Annotated in this window: 15 protein-coding genes; 14 read left to right on the top strand and 1 reads right to left on the bottom strand. The window is 59.4% G+C overall.

Features of this window, described 5'->3' with window-relative positions; genetic code table 11:
* Nucleotide 1 precedes the first annotated feature (1 nt).
* From HS122_01345 to HS122_01280, 14 genes are all read left to right on the top strand, one after another.
* The gene (locus HS122_01345) at nucleotides 2-934 is read left to right on the top strand and encodes a glycosyltransferase family 2 protein (GenBank protein MBE7537042.1); all 933 of its coding nucleotides are present in this window, start codon (nucleotides 2-4) and stop codon (nucleotides 932-934) included.
* Nucleotides 935-936: 2 nt separating this feature from the next.
* Nucleotides 937-2,106, top strand: coding sequence for a hypothetical protein (locus HS122_01340; protein ID MBE7537041.1), 1,170 nt, complete (start codon nucleotides 937-939; stop codon nucleotides 2,104-2,106).
* A gap of 1,209 nt (nucleotides 2,107-3,315) precedes the next feature.
* The gene (locus HS122_01335; GenBank protein MBE7537040.1) at nucleotides 3,316-4,239 is read left to right on the top strand and encodes a glycosyltransferase family 2 protein; all 924 of its coding nucleotides are present in this window, start codon (nucleotides 3,316-3,318) and stop codon (nucleotides 4,237-4,239) included.
* Nucleotides 4,240-5,103: 864 nt separating this feature from the next.
* The gene (locus HS122_01330; GenBank protein MBE7537039.1) at nucleotides 5,104-5,994 is read left to right on the top strand and encodes a glycosyltransferase family 2 protein; all 891 of its coding nucleotides are present in this window, start codon (nucleotides 5,104-5,106) and stop codon (nucleotides 5,992-5,994) included.
* A gap of 1,062 nt (nucleotides 5,995-7,056) precedes the next feature.
* The gene (locus tag HS122_01325) at nucleotides 7,057-8,238 is read left to right on the top strand and encodes a hypothetical protein (GenBank protein ID MBE7537038.1); all 1,182 of its coding nucleotides are present in this window, start codon (nucleotides 7,057-7,059) and stop codon (nucleotides 8,236-8,238) included.
* Nucleotides 8,235-8,831, top strand: coding sequence for a hypothetical protein (locus tag HS122_01320; protein MBE7537037.1), 597 nt, complete (start codon nucleotides 8,235-8,237; stop codon nucleotides 8,829-8,831). The genes HS122_01325 and HS122_01320 overlap by 4 nt, the downstream gene beginning before the upstream one ends.
* Nucleotides 8,828-10,222, top strand: a complete 1,395-nt coding sequence (locus HS122_01315; protein MBE7537036.1) for an O-antigen ligase family protein — start codon at nucleotides 8,828-8,830, stop codon at nucleotides 10,220-10,222. Before HS122_01320 ends, HS122_01315 begins: the two co-directional genes overlap by 4 nt.
* Nucleotides 10,222-11,028 (top strand): hypothetical protein, encoded by an 807-nt coding sequence (locus tag HS122_01310; GenBank protein ID MBE7537035.1) that lies wholly within the window; start codon nucleotides 10,222-10,224, stop codon nucleotides 11,026-11,028. Before HS122_01315 ends, HS122_01310 begins: the two co-directional genes overlap by 1 nt.
* 645 nt (nucleotides 11,029-11,673) lie before the next feature.
* Nucleotides 11,674-12,090, top strand: coding sequence for a GxxExxY protein (locus HS122_01305; GenBank protein MBE7537034.1), 417 nt, complete (start codon nucleotides 11,674-11,676; stop codon nucleotides 12,088-12,090).
* A gap of 870 nt (nucleotides 12,091-12,960) precedes the next feature.
* Complete coding sequence (locus HS122_01300) at nucleotides 12,961-13,668, top strand: polysaccharide deacetylase family protein (GenBank protein MBE7537033.1); 708 nt, start codon at nucleotides 12,961-12,963, stop codon at nucleotides 13,666-13,668.
* An 849-nt stretch (nucleotides 13,669-14,517) separates the two neighbouring features.
* On the top strand, nucleotides 14,518-15,180 hold the full coding sequence (locus HS122_01295) for a hypothetical protein (protein ID MBE7537032.1): 663 nt from the start codon (nucleotides 14,518-14,520) through the stop codon (nucleotides 15,178-15,180).
* A complete protein-coding gene (locus HS122_01290) occupies nucleotides 15,149-15,523 on the top strand; it encodes a hypothetical protein (GenBank protein MBE7537031.1) in 375 nt (124 codons plus the stop codon). The genes HS122_01295 and HS122_01290 overlap by 32 nt, the downstream gene beginning before the upstream one ends.
* 19 nt (nucleotides 15,524-15,542) lie before the next feature.
* Complete coding sequence (locus HS122_01285; GenBank protein ID MBE7537030.1) at nucleotides 15,543-16,976, top strand: MBOAT family protein; 1,434 nt, start codon at nucleotides 15,543-15,545, stop codon at nucleotides 16,974-16,976.
* 4 nt (nucleotides 16,977-16,980) lie between these two features.
* On the top strand, nucleotides 16,981-18,027 hold the full coding sequence (locus HS122_01280) for a hypothetical protein (GenBank protein MBE7537029.1): 1,047 nt from the start codon (nucleotides 16,981-16,983) through the stop codon (nucleotides 18,025-18,027).
* A gap of 247 nt (nucleotides 18,028-18,274) precedes the next feature.
* Here HS122_01280 and HS122_01275 read toward each other — a convergent pair whose 3' ends face one another.
* A complete protein-coding gene (locus HS122_01275) occupies nucleotides 18,275-19,465 on the bottom strand; it encodes a transposase (protein MBE7537028.1) in 1,191 nt (396 codons plus the stop codon).
* Between the last annotated feature and the right edge of the window lie 169 nt (nucleotides 19,466-19,634).

Raw genomic sequence — 19,634 nt, 5'->3', positions numbered from 1 at the left:
CTTGAAGGCATCCGTCATCATCTGCACGCGCGACCGCTGCGCCAATGTCCTCGCAACCCTGCAGGCATTGAAGTCGGTGCGCATTCCCGACGGATTGGATGCCGAATTTCTCTTCGTCGACAACGGGTCCAGCGATGCCACGGCGGAGGAACTCCCGCGAGCACTCGAGTCGCTGCCCGGCGGGCGCTACCTCCGCGAGGACAGACGCGGCAAGTCGAGCGCGCTGAACACCGGGCTGGCGCAGTCGGACGGTGGGATTGTGATCCTGACGGATGACGACATTCGCCCGAAGGGAAACTGGATCGAGGGTCTCACGGGTGAGATTGCGCAGGGCAGGGCTGATGCAGCCGCCGGCACGGTCATCATGGCGCCCCACCTCCAGCGGCCGTGGATGAGGTCAACCCACAAGGCCTGGCTGGCTTGCACAGAATCGCTCGATCCCGTTCATCCAGCTGCAGCGGTTGGGGCAAACATGGCGTTTCACCGACGGGTTCTCGAAAAGGTGCCTGGATTCGATGTCGAACTGGGTCCTGGAAAACTCGGCCTTTGGGAGGACACCCTGTTCTCCATGCAGCTCGTCGAAGCGGGTTTCAGGCTTTGTCGGGCGCAGGATGGTGTGGTTGAGCACTGGTTCGACGAGGACCGCCTGCTGCGGGAGGCGTTTTTGAACTATGCGCGCATGGAGGCCCGCAGCGCCACTTATGTCGCCTGGCACTGGTCCGGAGATCTGGAGCGACTGGGCACCGCGAGGCTGGCGCGTTATCGCCTGGAACTCGCGGCCAAGCGTCTCCTGCGATGGAGTGAATGGCATCAACGCGAGGGTGCACCGGAATGGGAGCTCTTTCTACTCAGCACGCTTTATCAGGATTCCGCCGCGCGGGATGTGATGCGGCAGCCCCGCCGCTATTCGCGCGAGAGCGCCGCTGCAATTTGAGCATGGAAGATCGGAAACTGCTGGAGAGTCTGGATCGCGTCCGCCACTGGGTGGAGTCGCGTGACTACAAGGGTTATGATCCCGGTGATGGCCTCACCAGTTTCCTGCGTCCGCTGACCTTTGGAAACATCTTCGCCGAGCGCGTGCTCCAGCAGGCCATCTGGAAGGCACCCGTTAATGTGCGGCCGCTCGTCGGGGTGAAGCCGCTGGAATCGACCAAGGGGCGCGGTTTCATGGCCTGGGGGTACGTGCTGACCCATGCCCGCACGGGAAATGAGGCGGACCGGGAACGCGCGCTTGCGTGTCTGCGCTGGCTGGACACCGCACGGGTGCCAAACCCGGTGGGCCACTGCTGGGGAAATCACTTCGATTTCACGACGCGCAGCGGTCGCATGGTGGCGCACACCCCGACGATCGTCTGGTCGGGTCTCATTGGCCAGGCTTTCCTGGAGGCGTATGAACGCCTCGGTGAACCCTGGCTGTTGGACGTGGCCGAAAGCATCTGTCGGTGGATATTGTCGCTGCCAAAGGAGAAGACGCCCACGGGCACCTGCCTGAGTTACACGGCCGTTTTCCAGAATTCCGTTCACAACTCCAACCTGCTGGGAGCCGGACTGCTTGCCCGCACCTGGAAGCACCGCAGGCGTCAGGAGTACCTGCACACGGCGCGCGAGGCGGTGCTCTACTCCTGCAGCCGCCAGCGGGAGGATGGCTCATGGTGGTATGGCGAGGCTCCGAAGTACCACTGGATCGACAATTTTCACACGGCGTACAATCTCGACAGTCTCAAGCGCTACCAGGAATCGAGCGGGGACGAGTCGTTTCGTCCGCAGATTGAGAAGGGTTATGAATATTTCAAACGGGTCTTCTTCGAACCGAACGGCCGCCCGCGGTACTACCATGACCGTCCCTATCCGATCGACATCCAGTGCGCGTCGCAGGCGATCGACACTTTCGCGTTGTTCGCCGACTGGGATTCGGCCGCGCTGGAAATGGCGGGGCGCGTGGCGGAGTGGACTTTAACCCACATGCAGGGGGCGGACGGGCACTTCTATTATCGGAAGTACCCGCTGCTGACCGCGCGCACGCCGTATTTCCACTGGGGCCAGTCGACGATGTTCAAGGCGCTCGCGCACCTGCTGCTTGTGCGAAGGAGGAATGGGGAAGGATGAGGTCGGAGGGTTAAACGCGAAGACGCGGAGATCGCGGAGGGAGGAGATCTTAATCAACTGGAGGGGCACGCTTTGTCGTGCCCTGGGGACGGGCATCGCGCAACGGCGCCGGACATTTTCACGCGGAGGCGCGGAGCACGCGGAGAAGACGAGGAATGGCATTATTTTCAAATGGAGGGGCACGCTTTGTCGTGACCTGGCGACGGGTGATGCGCAACGGCGCCGGGATTTTTCACGCGGAGGATGGAGAGCAGCGTGGCTGCGGGCTTCCAGCCCGCAGTCGTCTTTAGGTCAATAGGAAGTTGGAATACTGAGGGTCAGAGGGTCGGAAGGGTCTCACGCGGAGACGCGGGGCGCGGAAGACGAGTTTGTATTTCATTGGAGGCACGCTTTGTCGTGACACGGGGACGAGCATCGCGCAACGGCACCGGACATTTTCACGCGGAGGCGCGGAGAGCGCGGAGAAGACGAGGAATGGAATTGTTTTCAACTGGAGATGGCACGCTTCGTCGTGCCCGGATCGATGATTGTCTGAAATAGGAATTCAGAATGGCGGCGTGGTTTGATGGTGCGGATGGCGAACCAACCGGCGTTTTGACGCCACACCCGTCCCCAGGTCACGACAAAGCGTGCCCCTCCATTTTGCAGACTTCTCCTCTCCGCGTGCTCCGCGCCTCCGCGTGAAACCTTCCGTCGTCTGATTCTGATCTTATCCCCAACTGCCCTTTGATCTTTGCGAAATTGCCGGCGTTGTGTTGCGACACCGTCGTCGTGTCACGACAAAGCGTGCCCCTCCAGTTAAACGACCTCTCTCCGCGTGCTCCGCGTCTCGCGATGAAACTTCCGTCGTCTGATTCCCTGATCTTATCCCCGGCTGCGCTGATCTTTGCGTGAAATTGCTGGCGTTGTATTGCGACACCGGTCCCCAGGTCACGACAAAGCGTGCCCCTCCATTTTGCGGGCTTCTTTCTCCGCGTGCTCCGCGCCTCCGCGTGAAACCTTCCGTCGTCTGATTCCCGATCTTATCCCCAGCTGCCCTTTGATCTTTGCGTGAAATTGCCGGCGTTGTATTGCGACACCCGTCCCCAGGTCACGACAAAGCGTGCCCCTCCAGTTTACAAAAACTCCGCGCTCCGCGCCTCCGCGTGAGAAGATCCGGACTCTTGTCTTCGCTCTGCGAACTCCATTTCAATGCATTCAACTGAAACCATGCCCGCGCCTGCTGTCACTGCTGCGGCTGATGCTGTGCCTTCACTTCGTCTGGTGCTGATCACGCCGGCTCGGAATGAACAGGATTTCATCGAGGGCACCATCAAATCCGTGGTGGCGCAGACGCATCGTCCCCTGCGATGGGTGATTGTGAGCGACGGCTCCACTGACAACACGGATGCCATCGTCCAGCGGTATGCGCGCGAGCACGAGTGGATCGAGCTTCTGCGCATGCCCGAGCGGCGGGATCGCCAGTTCGCGGCGAAGGCCAATGCCTTCAATGCCGGCTTTGAGCGCGTCAGGCACCTGCCGTACGATGTCGTGGGCAACCTGGATGCCGACCTGACCTTCGATTCCGGCTATCTCGAATTCCTCCTCTCGCGCTTCGAGGAGAATGCGAGGCTCGGGGTGGCGGGCACGCCCTTCATTGAGGACGAATCCGAGATCAGGCGACACACCTACGCGCACAGACATGCGCAGCTCGAACACGTGTCGGGTGCGTGCCAGCTTTTCCGTCGGGAGTGCTTTGCGGACGTCGGCGGGTACGTGCCCATCAAAGGAGGCGCCATCGACTGGATCGCGGTGACGACAGCGCGCATGAAGGGCTGGCAGACACGCACGTTTACCGAGAAATACACGCTGCATCACCGGAAACTGGGGACGGGAAACAACAGCCCGGCCATGGTGTTCTATCACTATGGACGGAAGGCGTATTTTGTCGGCGGCCACCCCCTGTGGATCGTGATCCGCGCCTTTTCGCAGATGCGCCAGAAACCCCGGGTGCTTGGCGGTCTGCTGTTTTACTGGGGCTACGTCCATTCCTGGCTCAAACGCGTGCCGCGGGTGGTGACGCCCGAGTTGATGGCGTTTCACCGGCAGGAGCAGATGACGCGGTTCAGGAAAATCTGGAAGGCGGACCGCTGATCAGTCCGACCTTTCCCAATTGGAGGGGCACGCTCCGTCGTGACCAGGGTTCGCGCGCCGCGCAAGGGTAACGGAGGGTTAAACGCGAAGGCGCAAGGGCGCGGAGGGACGCGGAGGAAGAAGGAAGGGGAGATTCATTCAACTGGAGGGGCACGCTTTGTCGTGCCCAGGGGACGGGTAATGCGAAACGGAAACAGAGAGTATCACGCGGAGACGCGGAGAACGCGGAGAGGAATTTTGTGTAGTTTGGAGGGGCACGCTTTGTCGTGACCAGGGTTCGCACGACGCGCAACAGCGCCGGACAATTTTTCACGCGGAGGCGCGGAGCACGCGGAGAGGAGGGCAGCGTTGCTGGGGCTTCCAGCCCGCAGTCCTCTTGAGGATCAATTGGAAAATGGAATGCAGAGGTCGGAAGACGGAAAGGTTTCACGCGGAGGCGCGGAGGGCGCGGAGGAGACGAGCCTATTTTCAACTGGAGGGGCACGCTTTGTCGTGACCGGTTCGATGATTGTCTGAAATAGGAATTTGGAATGACGTCATGATTTGACGGGTCGAATGGCGAAACAACCGGCGTTTTGACGCGATGTGCGCAACCAGGTCACGACAAAGCGTGCCCCTCCATTGTACAGAGTTCTCCTCTCCGCGTGACACCTTCCGTCGTCTGATCCCCGATCTTATCCCCAGCTGCCCTTTGCTCTCCGCGTGAAATTGCCGGCGTTGTATTGCGACACCCGTCCCTTGGTCACGACAAAGCGTGCCCCTCCAATTTGAGAAAAACTCTCCTCCGCGTTCTCCGCGCCTCCGCGTGAAACCTTCCGACCTCCGACGCCCGACCGCTGCCCTCTGACTTCCGACCTCTCCCCCGTGGTTCCCAAACACATAGATGTCTGCCTTTGCACCTACCGGCGGCCTGACATGCTACGGCGGTTGTTGCAGGCGCTGATAACGCAGAAGACGGACGGGTCATTCACGCATGGCGTCGTGGTGGCTGACAATGATCCCGCGAGATCCGCCGATCCGGTTGTCAGCGAACTCGCCCGGAGCAGCCCGGTCGCCATTCACTACGTCAGCCAGCCGGTGAAGAACATCGCCCTGACGCGGAACGCATCGGTGGCGACTGCCGCGGGCGACTACATCGCCATCCTGGATGATGATGAATTCCCGGATGCCGACTGGCTCATGCAGCACCTGGCGGCGCTTGAGCGCCATGGTGCCGCGGGTGTGCTCGGCCCGGTTCGCCCCCACTTCGATTCACCGCCGCCGTCGTGGATCATCCGTGGCCGCTTCTGCGAAAGGCCGGAACCTCCGACGGGGAGTGTGATCCCGGGCTTGAAGTGCCGCACGGGCAATGTGTTGTTTCGAAGGGAACTGATCCTGGACAATCCCCAGCCGTTTGACCCGGCGTTTCCGAATGGGGGTGAGGATGTCGATTTCTTTGTCCGCATGAATGCGCGCGGCCACACCTTTGTCTGGTGCAATGAGGCGCCCGTTCATGAAAGCGTCCCGCCGGACCGGTGGACCCGCCGGTACATGCTCCGGCGGGCGATGCTCCGCGGGAAGAACAGCCTGAAGGTGGCTGAGCGACGCGCGGCCAACCTCGCCACCTCGCTCATAGCAGTCCCGCTGTACACCCTCGTGCTGCCGTTCACGCTCCTGGGTGGGCAGCATGTCTTCATGAAGTACATGATCCGTTTCTGTGATCATTTCGGGAGGCTGACTGCGGTCGTCGGTTTGAACCCGGTCAGCGAACGGTAGGCAAAGATCGGAAGTCGGAGGGGTTTCACGCGAAGGCACGAAGCCGCGGAGGAAGATAGTCTTCGGCAGATGGAGCATTCAACTCCGGGGGCACGCGTCGTGCCAGGGGACGCACCGATGCGTTAACAGCGCAGGAATTTCACGCGGAGGGCGCGGCGAAGGGGAGGATCGAGGGGCTTTTCAACTGGAGGGCACGCTTTGTCGTGACCAAGGGATCAATTGGAAAATGGAACGCAGCGTCGGAAGTTTCACGCGGAGGCGCGGAGGTCGCGGAGGGCGGAGGAGATGAGCCTGTTTTCAACTGAGGGGCACGCTTTGTCGTGACCGGGTTCGATGCGTGGCTCGGGATCCAGCCCGCATGGCGTCAGCGTTTGATGGGTCGAATACAGAACAACCGGCGTTTTGACGCGATGTGCGTTCACGCGGTCACGACAAGGGCGCGCCCCTCCAAACCAGAAAATTTTTCCTGTAGGGGCGTGAAATTCGTGACCCATCGATGATAGGGATCGTATTTTCGCGCGCTGGCGATGTGAAAATTTGATGGATCGAATGGCGAGACAACCGGCGTTTTGACGCGACGCGTCGCAAGCATTCACGACAAAGCGTGCCCATCCAGAGCGTGTACAGAGTTCTCCTCTCCGCGTTCTCCGCGTCTCCGCGTGACACCTTCCATCTCCAAGGCGGTCTGATCCCCGATCTTATCCCCAGCTGCCCTTTGCCCTCCGCGTGAAATTGCCGGCATTGTATTGCGACACCCGTCCCTTGGTCACGACAAAGCGTGCCCCTCCAAACTAGAAAAATTCCTCTCCGCGTGCTCCGCGTCTCCGCGTGAAAAATTCCGATTCCATTGTGCGTCGCTTATCCCCAGGTCACGACAAGGCGTGCCCCTCCAAAATACAAAAAATTCTTCTCCGCGTGCTCCGCGTCTCCGCGTGCTCCGCGCCTCCGCGTGAAAAAATCCGTTGCGCGCACACGCTTCGCGATCCTCGTCCCCTGGTCACGACGGAGCGTGCCCCTCCAGTTTGGGAATGAAACGAACTCTAACGTCTCTATCTAAAACCCATGCCGGGTATCTGTGGTATTCTTCAGCTTGGCAGTCCGCCTGACACCGTAGACCGGGTGCGGCGGATGACGGCGTGTCTGGTGCATGACGCGAGCATTCACTCGCACGCCACGCATGCCGAGCCGGGCTGCAATGCCCAACTGGGGTGGGTGTGGGATGTCGCGTTTCCGGAGAACGCTGTGTTGCGATACGACAACCGCGGCGAGATCGAGATCCTCGTTTCCGGCGAGGACTTTTCCGGTAACTTAGCCTCGCTTCCCAATGCCTTTGCCGAGCGAGGCATCGCTGCCCTGCGCGAGCTCAATGGCAACGCCTCGGGCGTGATTCTCGACCGGCGCAAGGGAAGCGTCGTGCTTTTCAATGATCGCTTCGGTCTGGGTCGCATTTACTGGCACCGGGCATCCGGGGTTCTGCACTTCGCCTCCGAAGCCAAGGCGCTGCTCGCCGTGCTTCCGGAGACGCGGCGCATCGACGAACGTGGACTGGCGGAAACGTACACCGTCGGCTGCACGCTGCAGAATCGCAGTCTCTTCCAGGGCATTGAACTCCTCCCGCCGGCGTCGGCCTGGACCTTTCATCGCGACGGGCGGATCGAGCGCGCGCAGTATTTCAGTCCCGCCGAGTGGGAGAGCGAGTCGCCGCTGGAGCCAGCCGCCTATACGGAAGCGTTGATCGATCTCTTTCCGAGAATTCTGCCGCGCTACCTGAGGGCGGGGGATGGCAGCGCGATGTCGCTGACCGGCGGCCTGGACAGTCGCATGGTGCTCGCGTGGGCTCACGCGGCACCCAGTTCACTTCCCTGCTACACGTTCGGGGGACCCCTGCGCGATTGTGCGGACGTGACCCTCGCGCGACGCCTCGCACAAGCGACGGGACAGGAACACCAGACCATCCGGGTGGGGCTTTGTTTTTTGCTTCGTTCGCCGCGCTGGCTGAGCGATCGGTGCTGTTCAGCGACGGCACGATGGATGCGTCGGGCTCGATCGAAGTGTTCTGCAATGCCCGGGCGCGCGGCATTTCACCGCGTCGCATCACCGGCAATTACGGCTCGGAGGTGCTGCGGGCGAATGTCGCCTTTCGCCCCACGCGCCTCTTTTCACATCTCTTTCAGGAGCAGTTTCATTCGGAGCTTCAGCGTGCGGCGAAAACCTATGAGCAGGAGCGCGCGGGCTCGCGGATGACCTTCATCCTCTTCAAGCAGGTGCCCTGGCATCACTACTCGCGACGCTCCCTCGAGGCCGGCCTGCTGCAACCGATTTCGCCCTTTCTCGACAATGACCTCGCGGCTCTGGCCTACCGGTGTCCGGCGTCGCTCGAGGGAAGCCCGCAACCTCTGCTCGAGCTGATTGCGCGGGGCGACGAACGCCTCCGGCGGGTGCCGACCGATCGTTCGCTTCAATTGCACCGCCTTGGCTGGGTGGGCCAGGGCGTGCGCCGCTATCGAGAACTCACGGCAAAGGCCGAGTATGCCTATGACTATGGCATGCCGCCGGCCCTCACGAGGATCGACCGCGTGCTGCGCCCGCTGCAGCTCGAGCGTCTTTTTCTCGGGCGGCACAAGTTCTATCACTTTCGCACCTGGTATCGTGGTGTGCTGGCGGAGCAGATCCGCTCCATGGCCAATGCATTCCCGTCGCTCCCGCCGCCCTTCCGGCCCGACATCCTTCGCACGGTCGTTGACGAACACACCAGCGGCCGTGCCAACCACACGCTGCCGATCCACCGCCTGATCGCCAGCCAGATCACGGCCAGCCGCCTCCTCTCCCAGTCGTGAACCTGCTCACGCTGCTCCTCTATTCGATTCCCTCCTCCTGGGCCATCCGGCGGGACAACAGGAAGCGTTCGGGCATCACGCCCTGGTTGTGGATTCCGACCATCTGGATTGGGATTATCATGAGCAAGCCGCTCACCTCCTGGCTGTCGATCGGTGGTGACGGTGGCACGTCGATGGAGGGGAGTTCCGTCGATGCCATCTTCTACTTCACGCTCATGGCCATTGCGTTCGTCGTGCTCATAAAACGGCGACTCGATTGGGGGGATACCTTGAGGCGGAACTGGCCGCTCTTCCTTCTCTACGGATTTTTTCTCGTCAGCGTGCTCTGGGCCAACTCGTCGTATGTTTCGTTCAAACGTTGGTTCAAGGAGTGCGGAAACATCCTGATTATCCTGCTTATCCTCACTGAACCCGATCCGCGCCAGGCACTTCGGGCCATTTTCACGCGCTGCGCGTTTCAATTTTTTGCGCTTTCGGTAATCTACATCCGCTACTTCCCGAGTCTCGGGAGGCGCTACAGCCGGTCCGGTGGCCTCGAAATTACGGGCGTGACGACCCAAAAGAATACGTTGGGTGCCATGGTGGCAATTTGTGGAGTTTTCCTGCTCTGGGATTGGATTGAGAAAGCCCGGGACAAGCGGTTCAGCTCCTGGCGGGATCGGCTGATTACACCCGGGCTGCTGTCACTTGGCATTTATCTCCTCTATCAGTGCAATAGCCAGACATCGATGCTTTGCTTGGTGGTGGGTGCATTCATCGTATTTTCGAGCAAAGTTCCTTTCCTGCGCAAACGCATTGGGGCTTTCGGTATCTATGCATTGCTTGCAGCTGGAGTATTCTGGGTGCTCGATTCCGAGTTTGGCATCTCGCAGGAACTTGTCGGAGCGATGGGGCGGGACATGTCCTTCACTGGACGCACGGATGTCTGGCGGGAGTTGCTCAGTGTGGGCACAAATCCGATTTTCGGAACCGGGTTCATGAGCTTGTGGGATGATCCCTTCTATCGGAACCAGCTGCCCTACTGGGTGGCAGGGTCTGCGCATAATGGGTACATAGAGATCTACCTTATGGGCGGCTGGGTGGCCATATCCCTGCTCGCATTTGTGCTGGTATGGGCTGCCGTCCGCATCAATGCATCTCTTCGCAGCGGCGACAATTTCAGCCTGATTCGTTTCGCCATCCTGATGATGGCGCTGATCATGAATTTTTCAGAATCGAATTTTCTCTGCATGACCCCCATGGGCCTGCTGCTCTGGCTCGCCGGGATCGGACACGCACGCGCCTACAATGTGAGCCGACCTGCGGAGACACGGCGACCGACGTCCGGCCGACATGCGGGCATTCGGCCAGCGACTTCGGGCATGCGCTCTCCCCGATACCGCACGTCCTGATGTCCGCCTCCATTCCTCGTCGCATCATCCAGACCGCACGCAGCCGCGATCTCAAACCGGCGGACCGTGCTGCGGCGCGTTTGCTGCAACTGCTGCATCCGGACTGGACGTGCACGTTCTTCGATGATGCGGATGTCAATCGTTTCGTCTCTGACCATTTTCCGCAGTACCGCGCGGTCTTCGAGGGTTTTCCACACAAGATCCAGCGCTTCGATTTCTTTCGTTACCTCGCGGTGTACCACCTGGGAGGATTCTATTTCGATCTCGATGTTTTCCTGAGTGAGTCGCTCGATGATTTGCTGGAGCATGCCTGCGTGTTTCCGTTCGAGGAGATTACGTTGAACCAGCGGTTGAGGCGCGCCCATGGCATTGACTGGGAGATCGGGAACTATGCCTTCGGTGCGGCGCCGGGGAATGCGTTTCTTGGGCAGGTGATCGAGAATTGTGTGCGCGGCCAGCGCGAACCGGACTGGGTGGCCCCGATGCTGGACTGGGCGCCGCGGCTGCTGCGGGACGAGTTGTCGGTGCTCGTCAGCACGGGCCCCGGCCTGCTCACGCGAACGATGGCCGAGCATCCGGCGACCACGGCTGGCATGCGGGTGCTCTTTCCGGGGGATGTGAGGGATGAGAAGACCTGGCATCAATTCGGAAGGTACGGTGTCCACCTGATGGCAGCCTCCTGGCGACCGGGCCGCAGCGTGCTATACCGCAGGCTCGCGAGAGCGTGGGAAGCGCGGTTGCGGAGACGGGGCGAGGCCGAGAGCGCGGCGTTGGGAGCGACCCGTAGGATACCGGGGCACGGCTGATTGAAACGCGGAGACAGGGAGCCTTTCTCTATTGGAGGGGCACGCTTTGTCGTGACCAGGGGACGGGCGTCGCGAAACGGAGACGGAGGGTTTCACGCGGAGGCGCGGAGAAGACGAGGAATGGATTTGGAGGTTGGATGTCAGATTTTGACTATTGGAGGGGCACGCTTCGTCGTGACCAGGGGACGGGCGATGCGAAACGGAGACGGAGGGTTTCACGCGGAGGCGCGGAGATCGCGGAGAGGAGAAGTCTGTACAATGTAGGGGCACGCTTTGTCGTGACCAGGGGGCGGATGATTCAAAACGGAGACGGAGGGTTTCACGCGGAGGCGCGGAGGGCGCGGAGAAGACGAGGAATGGATTTGTTTTCAAATGGAGGGGCACGCTTTGTCGTGACCAGGGGATGCGTGGGGCGCAAGGGCGACGGAAATTTTCACGCGGAGACGCGGGGAGCGCGGAGTTTAGAAATATGATTTCAGATGCCGGCAATCTGTGGATTGAGATTTGATTCCTGGCCTCTGACAACGGACCCTTGACCTCCTACTTCTGACCTCCGATCTCTCCGCGTGCTCCGCGCCTCCGCGTGAACCAATTCTGAACTCTGCTTGCCGACCTCCTCTCCGCTCAGCGTGAAACTCTCCGATCATGAAAGAACTGGATGAAGTCACTGGGGCCATTGTGGATGCCGCGATGAAGATTCACGTGAGGCTTGGGCCGGGGCTTCTGGAATCGGTATACGAGGCTGTGCTGGCGCGTGATCTGGAGCGTCGCGGGTTTCAGGTCGAGCGGCAGAAGGCGATCCGGTTTGAATATGATGGCATGGTCTTTGAGGAAGGATTCCGTGCTGACCTGCTTGTGGAGGACCGCGTGATCGTGGAACTGAAATCCGTGGAGAAGCTTGCGCCTGTGCACGGCAAGCAGTTGCTAACCTACCTGCGTCTGATGCACCTACCCGTCGGATTGCTGATCAATTTTGGGGAAGCCACGCTGAGGGAAGGCCTGCACCGCATTGTCAACAATCTGACTCCGACGACATCCCCGAGCCTCAAGGTGAATCAATGAGAAGCCTCACGCGGAAGAAGAATGCCGGCGGGGTTTCACGCGGAGGCGCGGAGCACGCGGGTCCGGAGGACGGAAGGGCTCACGCGGAGACGCGGAGGGCGCGGAGAAGACGAGGAATGGATTTGGAGGTTGGATGTCAGATTTTTGATTATTGGAGGGGCACGCTTTGTCGTGACCTGGGGACGGGCGGGGCGCAAGGAAGACCGGAATTTTTCACGCGGGGCGCTGGAGGTCGCGGGAAGACCGAGGAATGGATTTGTTTTCAACTGGAGGGGCACGCTTTGTCGTGACCGGGGATGCGTGGGGCGCAAGGGCGACGGAATTTTTCACGCGGAGGCGCGGAGGGCGCGGAGTTTAGAAATATGATTTCAGATGCCGGCAATCTGTGGATTGAGATTTGATTCCTGGCCTCTGACAACGGACCCTTGACCTCCGACTTCTGACCTCCGATCTCTCCGCGTGCTCCGCGTCTCCGCGTGAAACCTTCCGTTGTCTGATCCCCGATCTGATCCCCAGCTGTCCTATGCTCTCCGCGTGAAATTGCCGGCGTGTGTTGCGACACGCCGTCGTGTCACGACAAAGCGTGCCCTCCAATTTGCAGACTTCTTCTCTCCGCGTTATTCGCGCCTCCGCGTGAAACTCTCCGATTTCGTCGCCCGTCCTCTGGTCACGACAAAGCGTGCCCCTCCAGGTGATAATGAACCGACATCTGAGATCTGACCTCCGACCTCTGACCTCCGCCTCTCCATCCGTGCCTTCTGCGCATTCCGTGGTCGTACGATCGGGATCCGTGGTTGAATACAAGGTATGAGCGGGCGTTTGCAACGGGCCTTGGGGAGGCGGGTGGCGGCTTGGTTTTCGCGGCGCCGGGTGGTGCTTCGCAATGCGCGGCCGATCATTTCTTTCACGTTCGACGATTTCCCGGCGTCCGCCTATACGGCGACAGCGCCGCTCTTCGCCCAGGCCGGTGGCCTGCGGGCGACATTCTACACTTCCCTCGGCCTTCTGGGCACCCAGACCCCCACGGGCCGGATTGTCAGCCGGGAGCTCTTGCGGGAGGTCCTAACCGGACCGCATGAGGTGGCGTGTCACACGTACGATCATTTCGACGCTTTTGAGACGTCGTTCGCGGCGTACCGGGATTCGGTGTCGCGGAATCTGAGCGAACTGCGCGCCCTTGAGCCTCTGGCGACCTTCGAGAACCACTCGTATCCGATCAGCTTTCCGCGGCTGCGCACGAAACGCTTCATTGGCCGGCGGTTCGTTTCCGGGCGAGCCGGCGGGCAGACGCACAATGCCGGTGAGGCCGACCTGGCCTACCTGCGGTCCTTCTTCATCGAGCGATCCAGAGACAAGCCCGAGGCGATGCGGGAAGAGATTGATCGCACGGTCCAGGCTGAGCATGCTTGGTTGATATTTTCGACGCATGATGTGACGGAGAATCCAACGGAATACGGGTGCACGCCGGCGCTCTTCGAGCAGGTGTTTCAGTGGGCGATTGAATCGGGGGCGCAGATTCTGTCGGTGAAAGAGGCGATCCGGGCTTGTGGATTGGGGAGCACGGAAAAGGCGGGATAGGGGAGCTCGGCGGATGAAGCCGGAGGGTATCACGCGGAGGCGCGGAGAACGCGGAGGATGAGCGAAGGGGAGGAAGAGATTTCTCTTTCATCTGGAGGGGCACGCTTTGTCGTGACCAGGGGACTGGAGATGCGAAACGGAGACGGAGAGGGTTTCACGCGGAGGCGCGGAGGACGCGGAGCGAGTTTATTTTCAAATGGAGGGGCACGCCTTGTCGTGACCGGATCGATGAATGTTTGGAATCGGAATTCAGAATGGCGACGTGATTTGATAGATCGAATGGTGAAACAACCGGCGTTTTGACGCGATGCGCGCAACCGGTCACGACAAAGCGTGCCCCTCAAAATACAAAATTCTTCTCCGCGTGCTCCGCGTCTCCGCGTGAACCCCGTTGTCTGATCCCCGATCTGATCCCCAGCTGCCCTTTGCTCTCCGCGTGAAATTGCCGGCGTTGTATTGCGACACCCGCCCCTTGGTCACGACAAAGCGTGCCCCTCCAAAATACAAAAAATTCTTCTCCGCGTTCTCCGCGTCTCCGCGTGAACCTTCCGTTGTCTGATCCCCGATCTGATCCCCAGCTGCCCTTTGCTCTCCGCGTGAAATTGCCGGCGTTGTATTGCGACACCCGTCCCTTGGTCACGACAAAGCGTGCCCCTCCATTTTGCAGACTTCTCCTCTCCGCGTGCTCCGCGCCTCCGCGTGAAATTCTCCGATATCGTCGCTCGTCCTCTGGTCACGACAAGGCGTGCCCCTCCAATTTAGGAAAATCTCTTCTCCGCGTGAAACTTCTCCGAACTTTGGCTTCTGCTTCGGCAATTCTAGCCACCCGTACTCCATAGGACTGAATCAGTGAACTCTGCGTTACCCAGACAGAGCGCGCCGCGGTTGGCGGCGCTGGATATTTGCAAGGGGGTGCTCGTGCTGACGATGGTTTTTTACCACAGCCTGAACTACTCCTCGCAGTATCACCTCGCGTTTCGGTACATGTCGTTTCTGCCGCCGTCATTCATCTTCATCACGGGGTATCTGGTGATCGCCCTCTACCCGGCCCGGTATGGCGAGAACAAGGCGCGCATGCACATCCGCCTCATCAGCCGCGGCGTGCGCCTCATTCTGATCTTCACCCTCCTCAACCTCGGCGGCCTGGCGCTCGCGAAGCGGATGAATCCGCTCGACGTGCTGGCAGTCATGGGGGCGAACGCCTCCGACATCTTTCTCATCGGATCGGGCCGCAGCGCGATCTTCGAGGTGCTCCTCCCGATTGGGTATTTCTTGTGCTTTCGCCGGTCGTGCTCGCTCTGCATGCCTGAGCCGCTGGCACCTGCTCGCCTTTGCGGCGGTGGCCGCTGGGGTGACTGCAGTCCTGAATCATCACGGCCTTTCAGCGGGGAACCTCAATCTCTGATGGCGGGGATGATCGGTGCGGCGACGGGCCGTTTGTCGGCCTCAGGCGGCTCGCATGGGCCGTCGCGGCAAAGTCATGCTTCTGGGAGTGGCGTTTGTCGTCTGTAGATTTGTCGGGCGGTACTGGGGACATGTTTTCGAAGTGCAGATCGCCGGTGCGGCATTGGCGGTATTTGCGTCCCTCGCCGCGGGTCAAGCGGTCTCGCCAAACGGCTGGCTGATCCGCCGCGTGATCGTGCTGGGGCAATATTCGCTGCCAGCCTACGTCCTGCAAATCGCGATCCTCCAGGTGATCCTGCGCCTGGTCGGCCGCCCGGATCCCTGGTCTTCCGCCTTCTACCTCTGGATGCTGGTAACCACCGTCGTCATGACGCTTCTGATTGAGGCGCTTGCGGCACTTCGGCGGGTCTCTCCGCCGAGTGATCGGATTTACCGATTCATTTTCGCCTGAGCACAGCACTCGAATCCGTATGCTTTTCAATTCGCTCGAATTCGCGGTCTCTTTTCCGGTAGTCTGCGCCCTCTACTTTCTGGTTCCGCGGGGGTTGAAAACACCGCTGCTGCTGGTTGCGAGCTGCGGGTTCTATATGGCGTTTATTCCCGCCTATATCCTGATTCTTTTCACCACCATTCTGGTCGACTATTTTGCTGGAATTTGGATCGAAAACAGCGAGGGCCGCCGCCGCAGGACCCTGCTCTGGGTGAGCATCGTCGTCACGTGTGTGATACTATTTGTTTTCAAATACTTTTTCTTCACGGACACCCTGCCGCCATTTCACGGCGGCGCACCGGCCAGTTTGGAGCCTGCGCTCAAGATCATACTTCCCATCGGGCTTTCCTTTCACACGTTCCAGAGTCTCAGTTATGTCATAGAAGTTTATCGAGGGCATCAGAAGGCCGAGCGCGATTTTGTCACCTACGCCACTTATGTGATGTTTTTTCCCCAGCTCGTGGCGGGGCCTATCGAGCGACCGCAGAACCTGCTGCACCAATTCCATGAGCCACAGGGGTTCGATCATGAGCGGGTTGTCAGCGGACTCCGTCGGATGGCTTGGGGGTTCTTCAAGAAACTGGTCGTCGCTGACCGCCTGGCCCTGTTTGTCAACGATGTCTATGGAGCTCCCCAGCAGCACAACGGTCTGCAGCTCACGATTGCGACTGTATTCTTTGCCTATCAGATCTACTGTGATTTCTCAGGCTACTCGGACATCGCCATTGGATCCGCGCGAGTGCTCGGCTTCACGCTCATGGAGAACTTCGAGCGCCCGTACCAGTCGACCTCCATTTCGGAGTTCTGGCGTCGCTGGCATATTTCGCTGTCAACCTGGTTCCGGGATTACGTGTACTTCCCGATGGGTGGCAGCAAGGTGTCCCGACCGAAATGGGTCCGTAACATTCTAGTTACCTTTGGAGTTAGCGGACTCTGGCACGGGGCGGCCTGGACCTATGTGATCTGGGGCCTGCTGAATGGCGTCTATCTCGTCTTTGGAGGCATGACGAATGGTTTGCGGAATCGCTGCCTTGGGGCGATGGGCCTTCATGAAGCGACGCTCCTCCGGCGATTCCTGATGTGGCTGACCACATTCGTGCTCATCGGCATCACCTGGATACTTTTCCGAGCGAAGACATTTTCGGATGCCTGGTACATCTTGACGCACCTTTACTCCGGATGGGATCTGGCGACTCTCAAAACACAGAATTTTCAGTTGAAGCACTTTCCGGTTGCGATATTTGGCATCGCACTACTGGAGTTCCTCCAGTACGCAGAAGGCCGCTGGCAAGTTTCAGGCAGGCTCGTCCGTCTTCCCACTTTGGTGCGCTGGCCCGCCTATGCATCCGTGGTTTACTTCGTCATTCTATTCGGGGTCTATCAATCCGCTCAGTTTATCTATTTCCAATTTTAGTCGGATGCAATCTGTGGAGACACCCATGTTAAAGCCTTCAGCGGCAGCCCGAGTGCGCGCCTCGTCTCGGTGGCGCGGGTTTGGTCGAATAGTCCTCTTTTTTGTCATCCTGGCGGTAGTGGCAGCAGGACTTCACGCGGTGATTTCCGGAGGACTGCGGCGCATAACGACTTCCAAGTTTGGAGCCATCAATGCCTGGATGGTGGAACGGGTTAACAGCGACATCATCATCAATGGTTCCTCTCGCGCACTTGTGCATTACGATCCACGGGTCATTGCCCGGGAAACGGGACTAAGTGCCTACAATCTGGGCATGAACGGGATTCAGATCGACGTTCAGGCGGGCATCCTCGATGCCTACCTGTCACGCAACAAGGCGCCGGCTGTCATCCTTCAGAATTTGGAAGCCTTCAGTTTCGAAACCACCCGCCGGGGTGAGATATACGATCCGGGAGTATATGTGCCCTATCTTTCGAAAAGTGAACCGCTATATCAGACACTCCTCGCTATTGATCCGGACGTCTGGAAGTGGAAGCATGTGCCCCTCTACGGCTATGCGGTGCCAGATATGCGTTTCACCTGGGCACTCGGTGTTCTTCGGTGGTTTTCGTATGAGGGCCGTCAGGACTACTTTGACGGCTTCAATCCACGGCATGTGCAATGGACGCAGGACTTCGAAAGCTTTCGTCACAGCGTGTCTGCCGGCGTCACCTATCGCATTGAACCCAAAGGAGTGGCCGCGCTGGAGCGCTGTCTGCAGCTTGCGCAGTTGCACGGTGCCGTTATGATTCTTGTGTTTGCACCTGAGTATCGAGAGATGCAAAAGCTGGAAAAGAACCGACTGGATATCTTCGAGCATTTCACTGAACTGGCTGCAAAGTATGGCACAGAATTCTGGGATTTCAGCGATTCCTCTCTCAGCCATGATCACGCATATTTCTACAACTCCCAGCACCTGAATGCACGGGGCGCGGAGTTATTTAGTGAGGAAATAGCCCTGCACCTTAGGAACTTCCTTGAAACTAGGAAAGGCACGCCTACCTCGAAGTAGGCAAGTCGGGCTCCCGCGTCGTGACGGCGTGAGCGTTGGATCGGTGGTAAAATACAAGTAAAAACGCGAGAGGAGACGCTGGCGGGCTGAGAGCCCGGAATTCACATGGTACGGAGGTATAGGAGTTTGCAAGGATTCCCTCCTTCTTCCAATTGCTTTTAGAGCAGATTGGATTCTTATCTCGTGAGAAAACGGTTCGATCAGAGATCAATGATTTTCTTCAAGCAAGGGTGTCCAATGTGGGAGGCTAGGAATGTGCGTATGAGCGGGCCAGGACAGGCAGGATCTGCGATAGAGGGGCGCTGGAGAACCAGTAGGAGCGAAGCCATCGGATGAGTTTTATACTGCATTGTAGAGGCTGGAATAGCTTGGTTAGCAGGGCTGAGACGGCGTACCCTTTTTTCCGGGCAACGGCAGTGTGTTCGGCGAGCCTTTTTTCACGACGTTGCAGGCCGGCTTCGTTGCGAATCCGATAGTCGTTTTCCAAGTGCACCTCAAACAGCTCGAGCAAGTTGTGAGCCAGGCAAAGGAACTTCGCTTGGATGGATTTCGCCGTATCGCTGGTTGCCCAAGCCTTGGACTCGTCGAACTTGTTTTTGAGCTGATCGAAGACCTTCTCGATGTTCCATCGCGCTTTATACAGCCAGGCAATGATGTCGGCGGGCAGGTGGAATGCGGTGGTGACGAACTCGTACACCGTTGCGCCCACCGGATCGCGATATCGAATCAGGCGGACCTCGGTGCCTTGGCCGCTCAAGCAGCGCTCGTCCGAGAGGATATTCGGGTCGATCGGGCGGTCCGGATCAGGAGCTACTTGAGACACCGTGGTGAAAGTCATGTTGTCCTTGGTTCTCGAGATGAAGTAGATGCCGCGGGTGGCTTTCCAGTTTTGCCAGAGCTCGAAGTCTATGCCAGCACGGTCCCACACCCAGATGACGCGCTGACGCTTCTTCGCACCCATTCGAAGCATGTCCGCGCCGAGCCGTTTGAGCACAGACATGTCGTGCTCCTTTTTGCCCTGAGTCAGATCAAGGTGATGCAGGGCGCGGGTGCGCAGGTTCAGAGCGTAAACATGGCCGACCGCCCAGCGCCGATCATCGATCTTCGCATCATGCGTGGCGGCACCGTGCCAATGACCATCGCCGGCGTACAGTTCGTGATTGGCGAGCTCTTCCGGCATCTCCGCCCGTGGCGCCATCGTTGCCGCAACCCGCTCGGTCACGTCGGAGAGCATCTGCAGGCGCCGCATGCTCTTGAGTTGCTCGAAAAAGCTGCTCCGCTGCGGGCACGATTCAATGTGCACGCCAATCTGCTGAAGGAATCCTCGACCACTGCGTGGATCGCAAATCACCCGGGTCGCGCCGAGTTCAAGAAACTCGGCGTCCGTGACCGCCCGGCAGTCCCGCTGATGCAGCGACGCAGCCAGGGCATTGCTCAAGGGCGCGAAAAACGTCTTCCTCAATACAGGATCAGAAATGTGCTCCATATGGGGCCCCAACCTGACCCTCAATGCATCTTCAAGCATAAGTTTAAACAATTTTCCGGGCGTCTTCTTGCCTCTGCAACGAGATTACCCTCCACCACTCAATCCCCGATACAGGCCACCC

It is taken from the genome of Opitutaceae bacterium, assembly GCA_015075305.1.
Classification (GTDB): Bacteria; Verrucomicrobiota; Verrucomicrobiia; order Opitutales; family Opitutaceae; genus UBA6669.
Note: the sequence above shows the minus strand (reverse complement) of the source record. Positions and strands in the feature narration are given on the sequence as shown.

Coding starts and splice junctions, on each gene's coding strand:
- HS122_01340 (MBE7537041.1), top strand. CDS start 937: ATGGAAGATCGGAAACTGCTGGAGAGTCTGGATCGCGTCCGCCACTGG.
- HS122_01335 (MBE7537040.1), top strand. CDS start 3,316: ATGCCCGCGCCTGCTGTCACTGCTGCGGCTGATGCTGTGCCTTCACTT.
- HS122_01325 (MBE7537038.1), top strand. CDS start 7,057: ATGCCGGGTATCTGTGGTATTCTTCAGCTTGGCAGTCCGCCTGACACC.
- HS122_01320 (MBE7537037.1), top strand. CDS start 8,235: ATGACCTTCATCCTCTTCAAGCAGGTGCCCTGGCATCACTACTCGCGA.
- HS122_01310 (MBE7537035.1), top strand. CDS start 10,222: ATGTCCGCCTCCATTCCTCGTCGCATCATCCAGACCGCACGCAGCCGC.
- HS122_01305 (MBE7537034.1), top strand. CDS start 11,674: ATGAAAGAACTGGATGAAGTCACTGGGGCCATTGTGGATGCCGCGATG.
- HS122_01290 (MBE7537031.1), top strand. CDS start 15,149: ATGCTTCTGGGAGTGGCGTTTGTCGTCTGTAGATTTGTCGGGCGGTAC.
- HS122_01285 (MBE7537030.1), top strand. CDS start 15,543: ATGCTTTTCAATTCGCTCGAATTCGCGGTCTCTTTTCCGGTAGTCTGC.
- HS122_01280 (MBE7537029.1), top strand. CDS start 16,981: ATGCAATCTGTGGAGACACCCATGTTAAAGCCTTCAGCGGCAGCCCGA.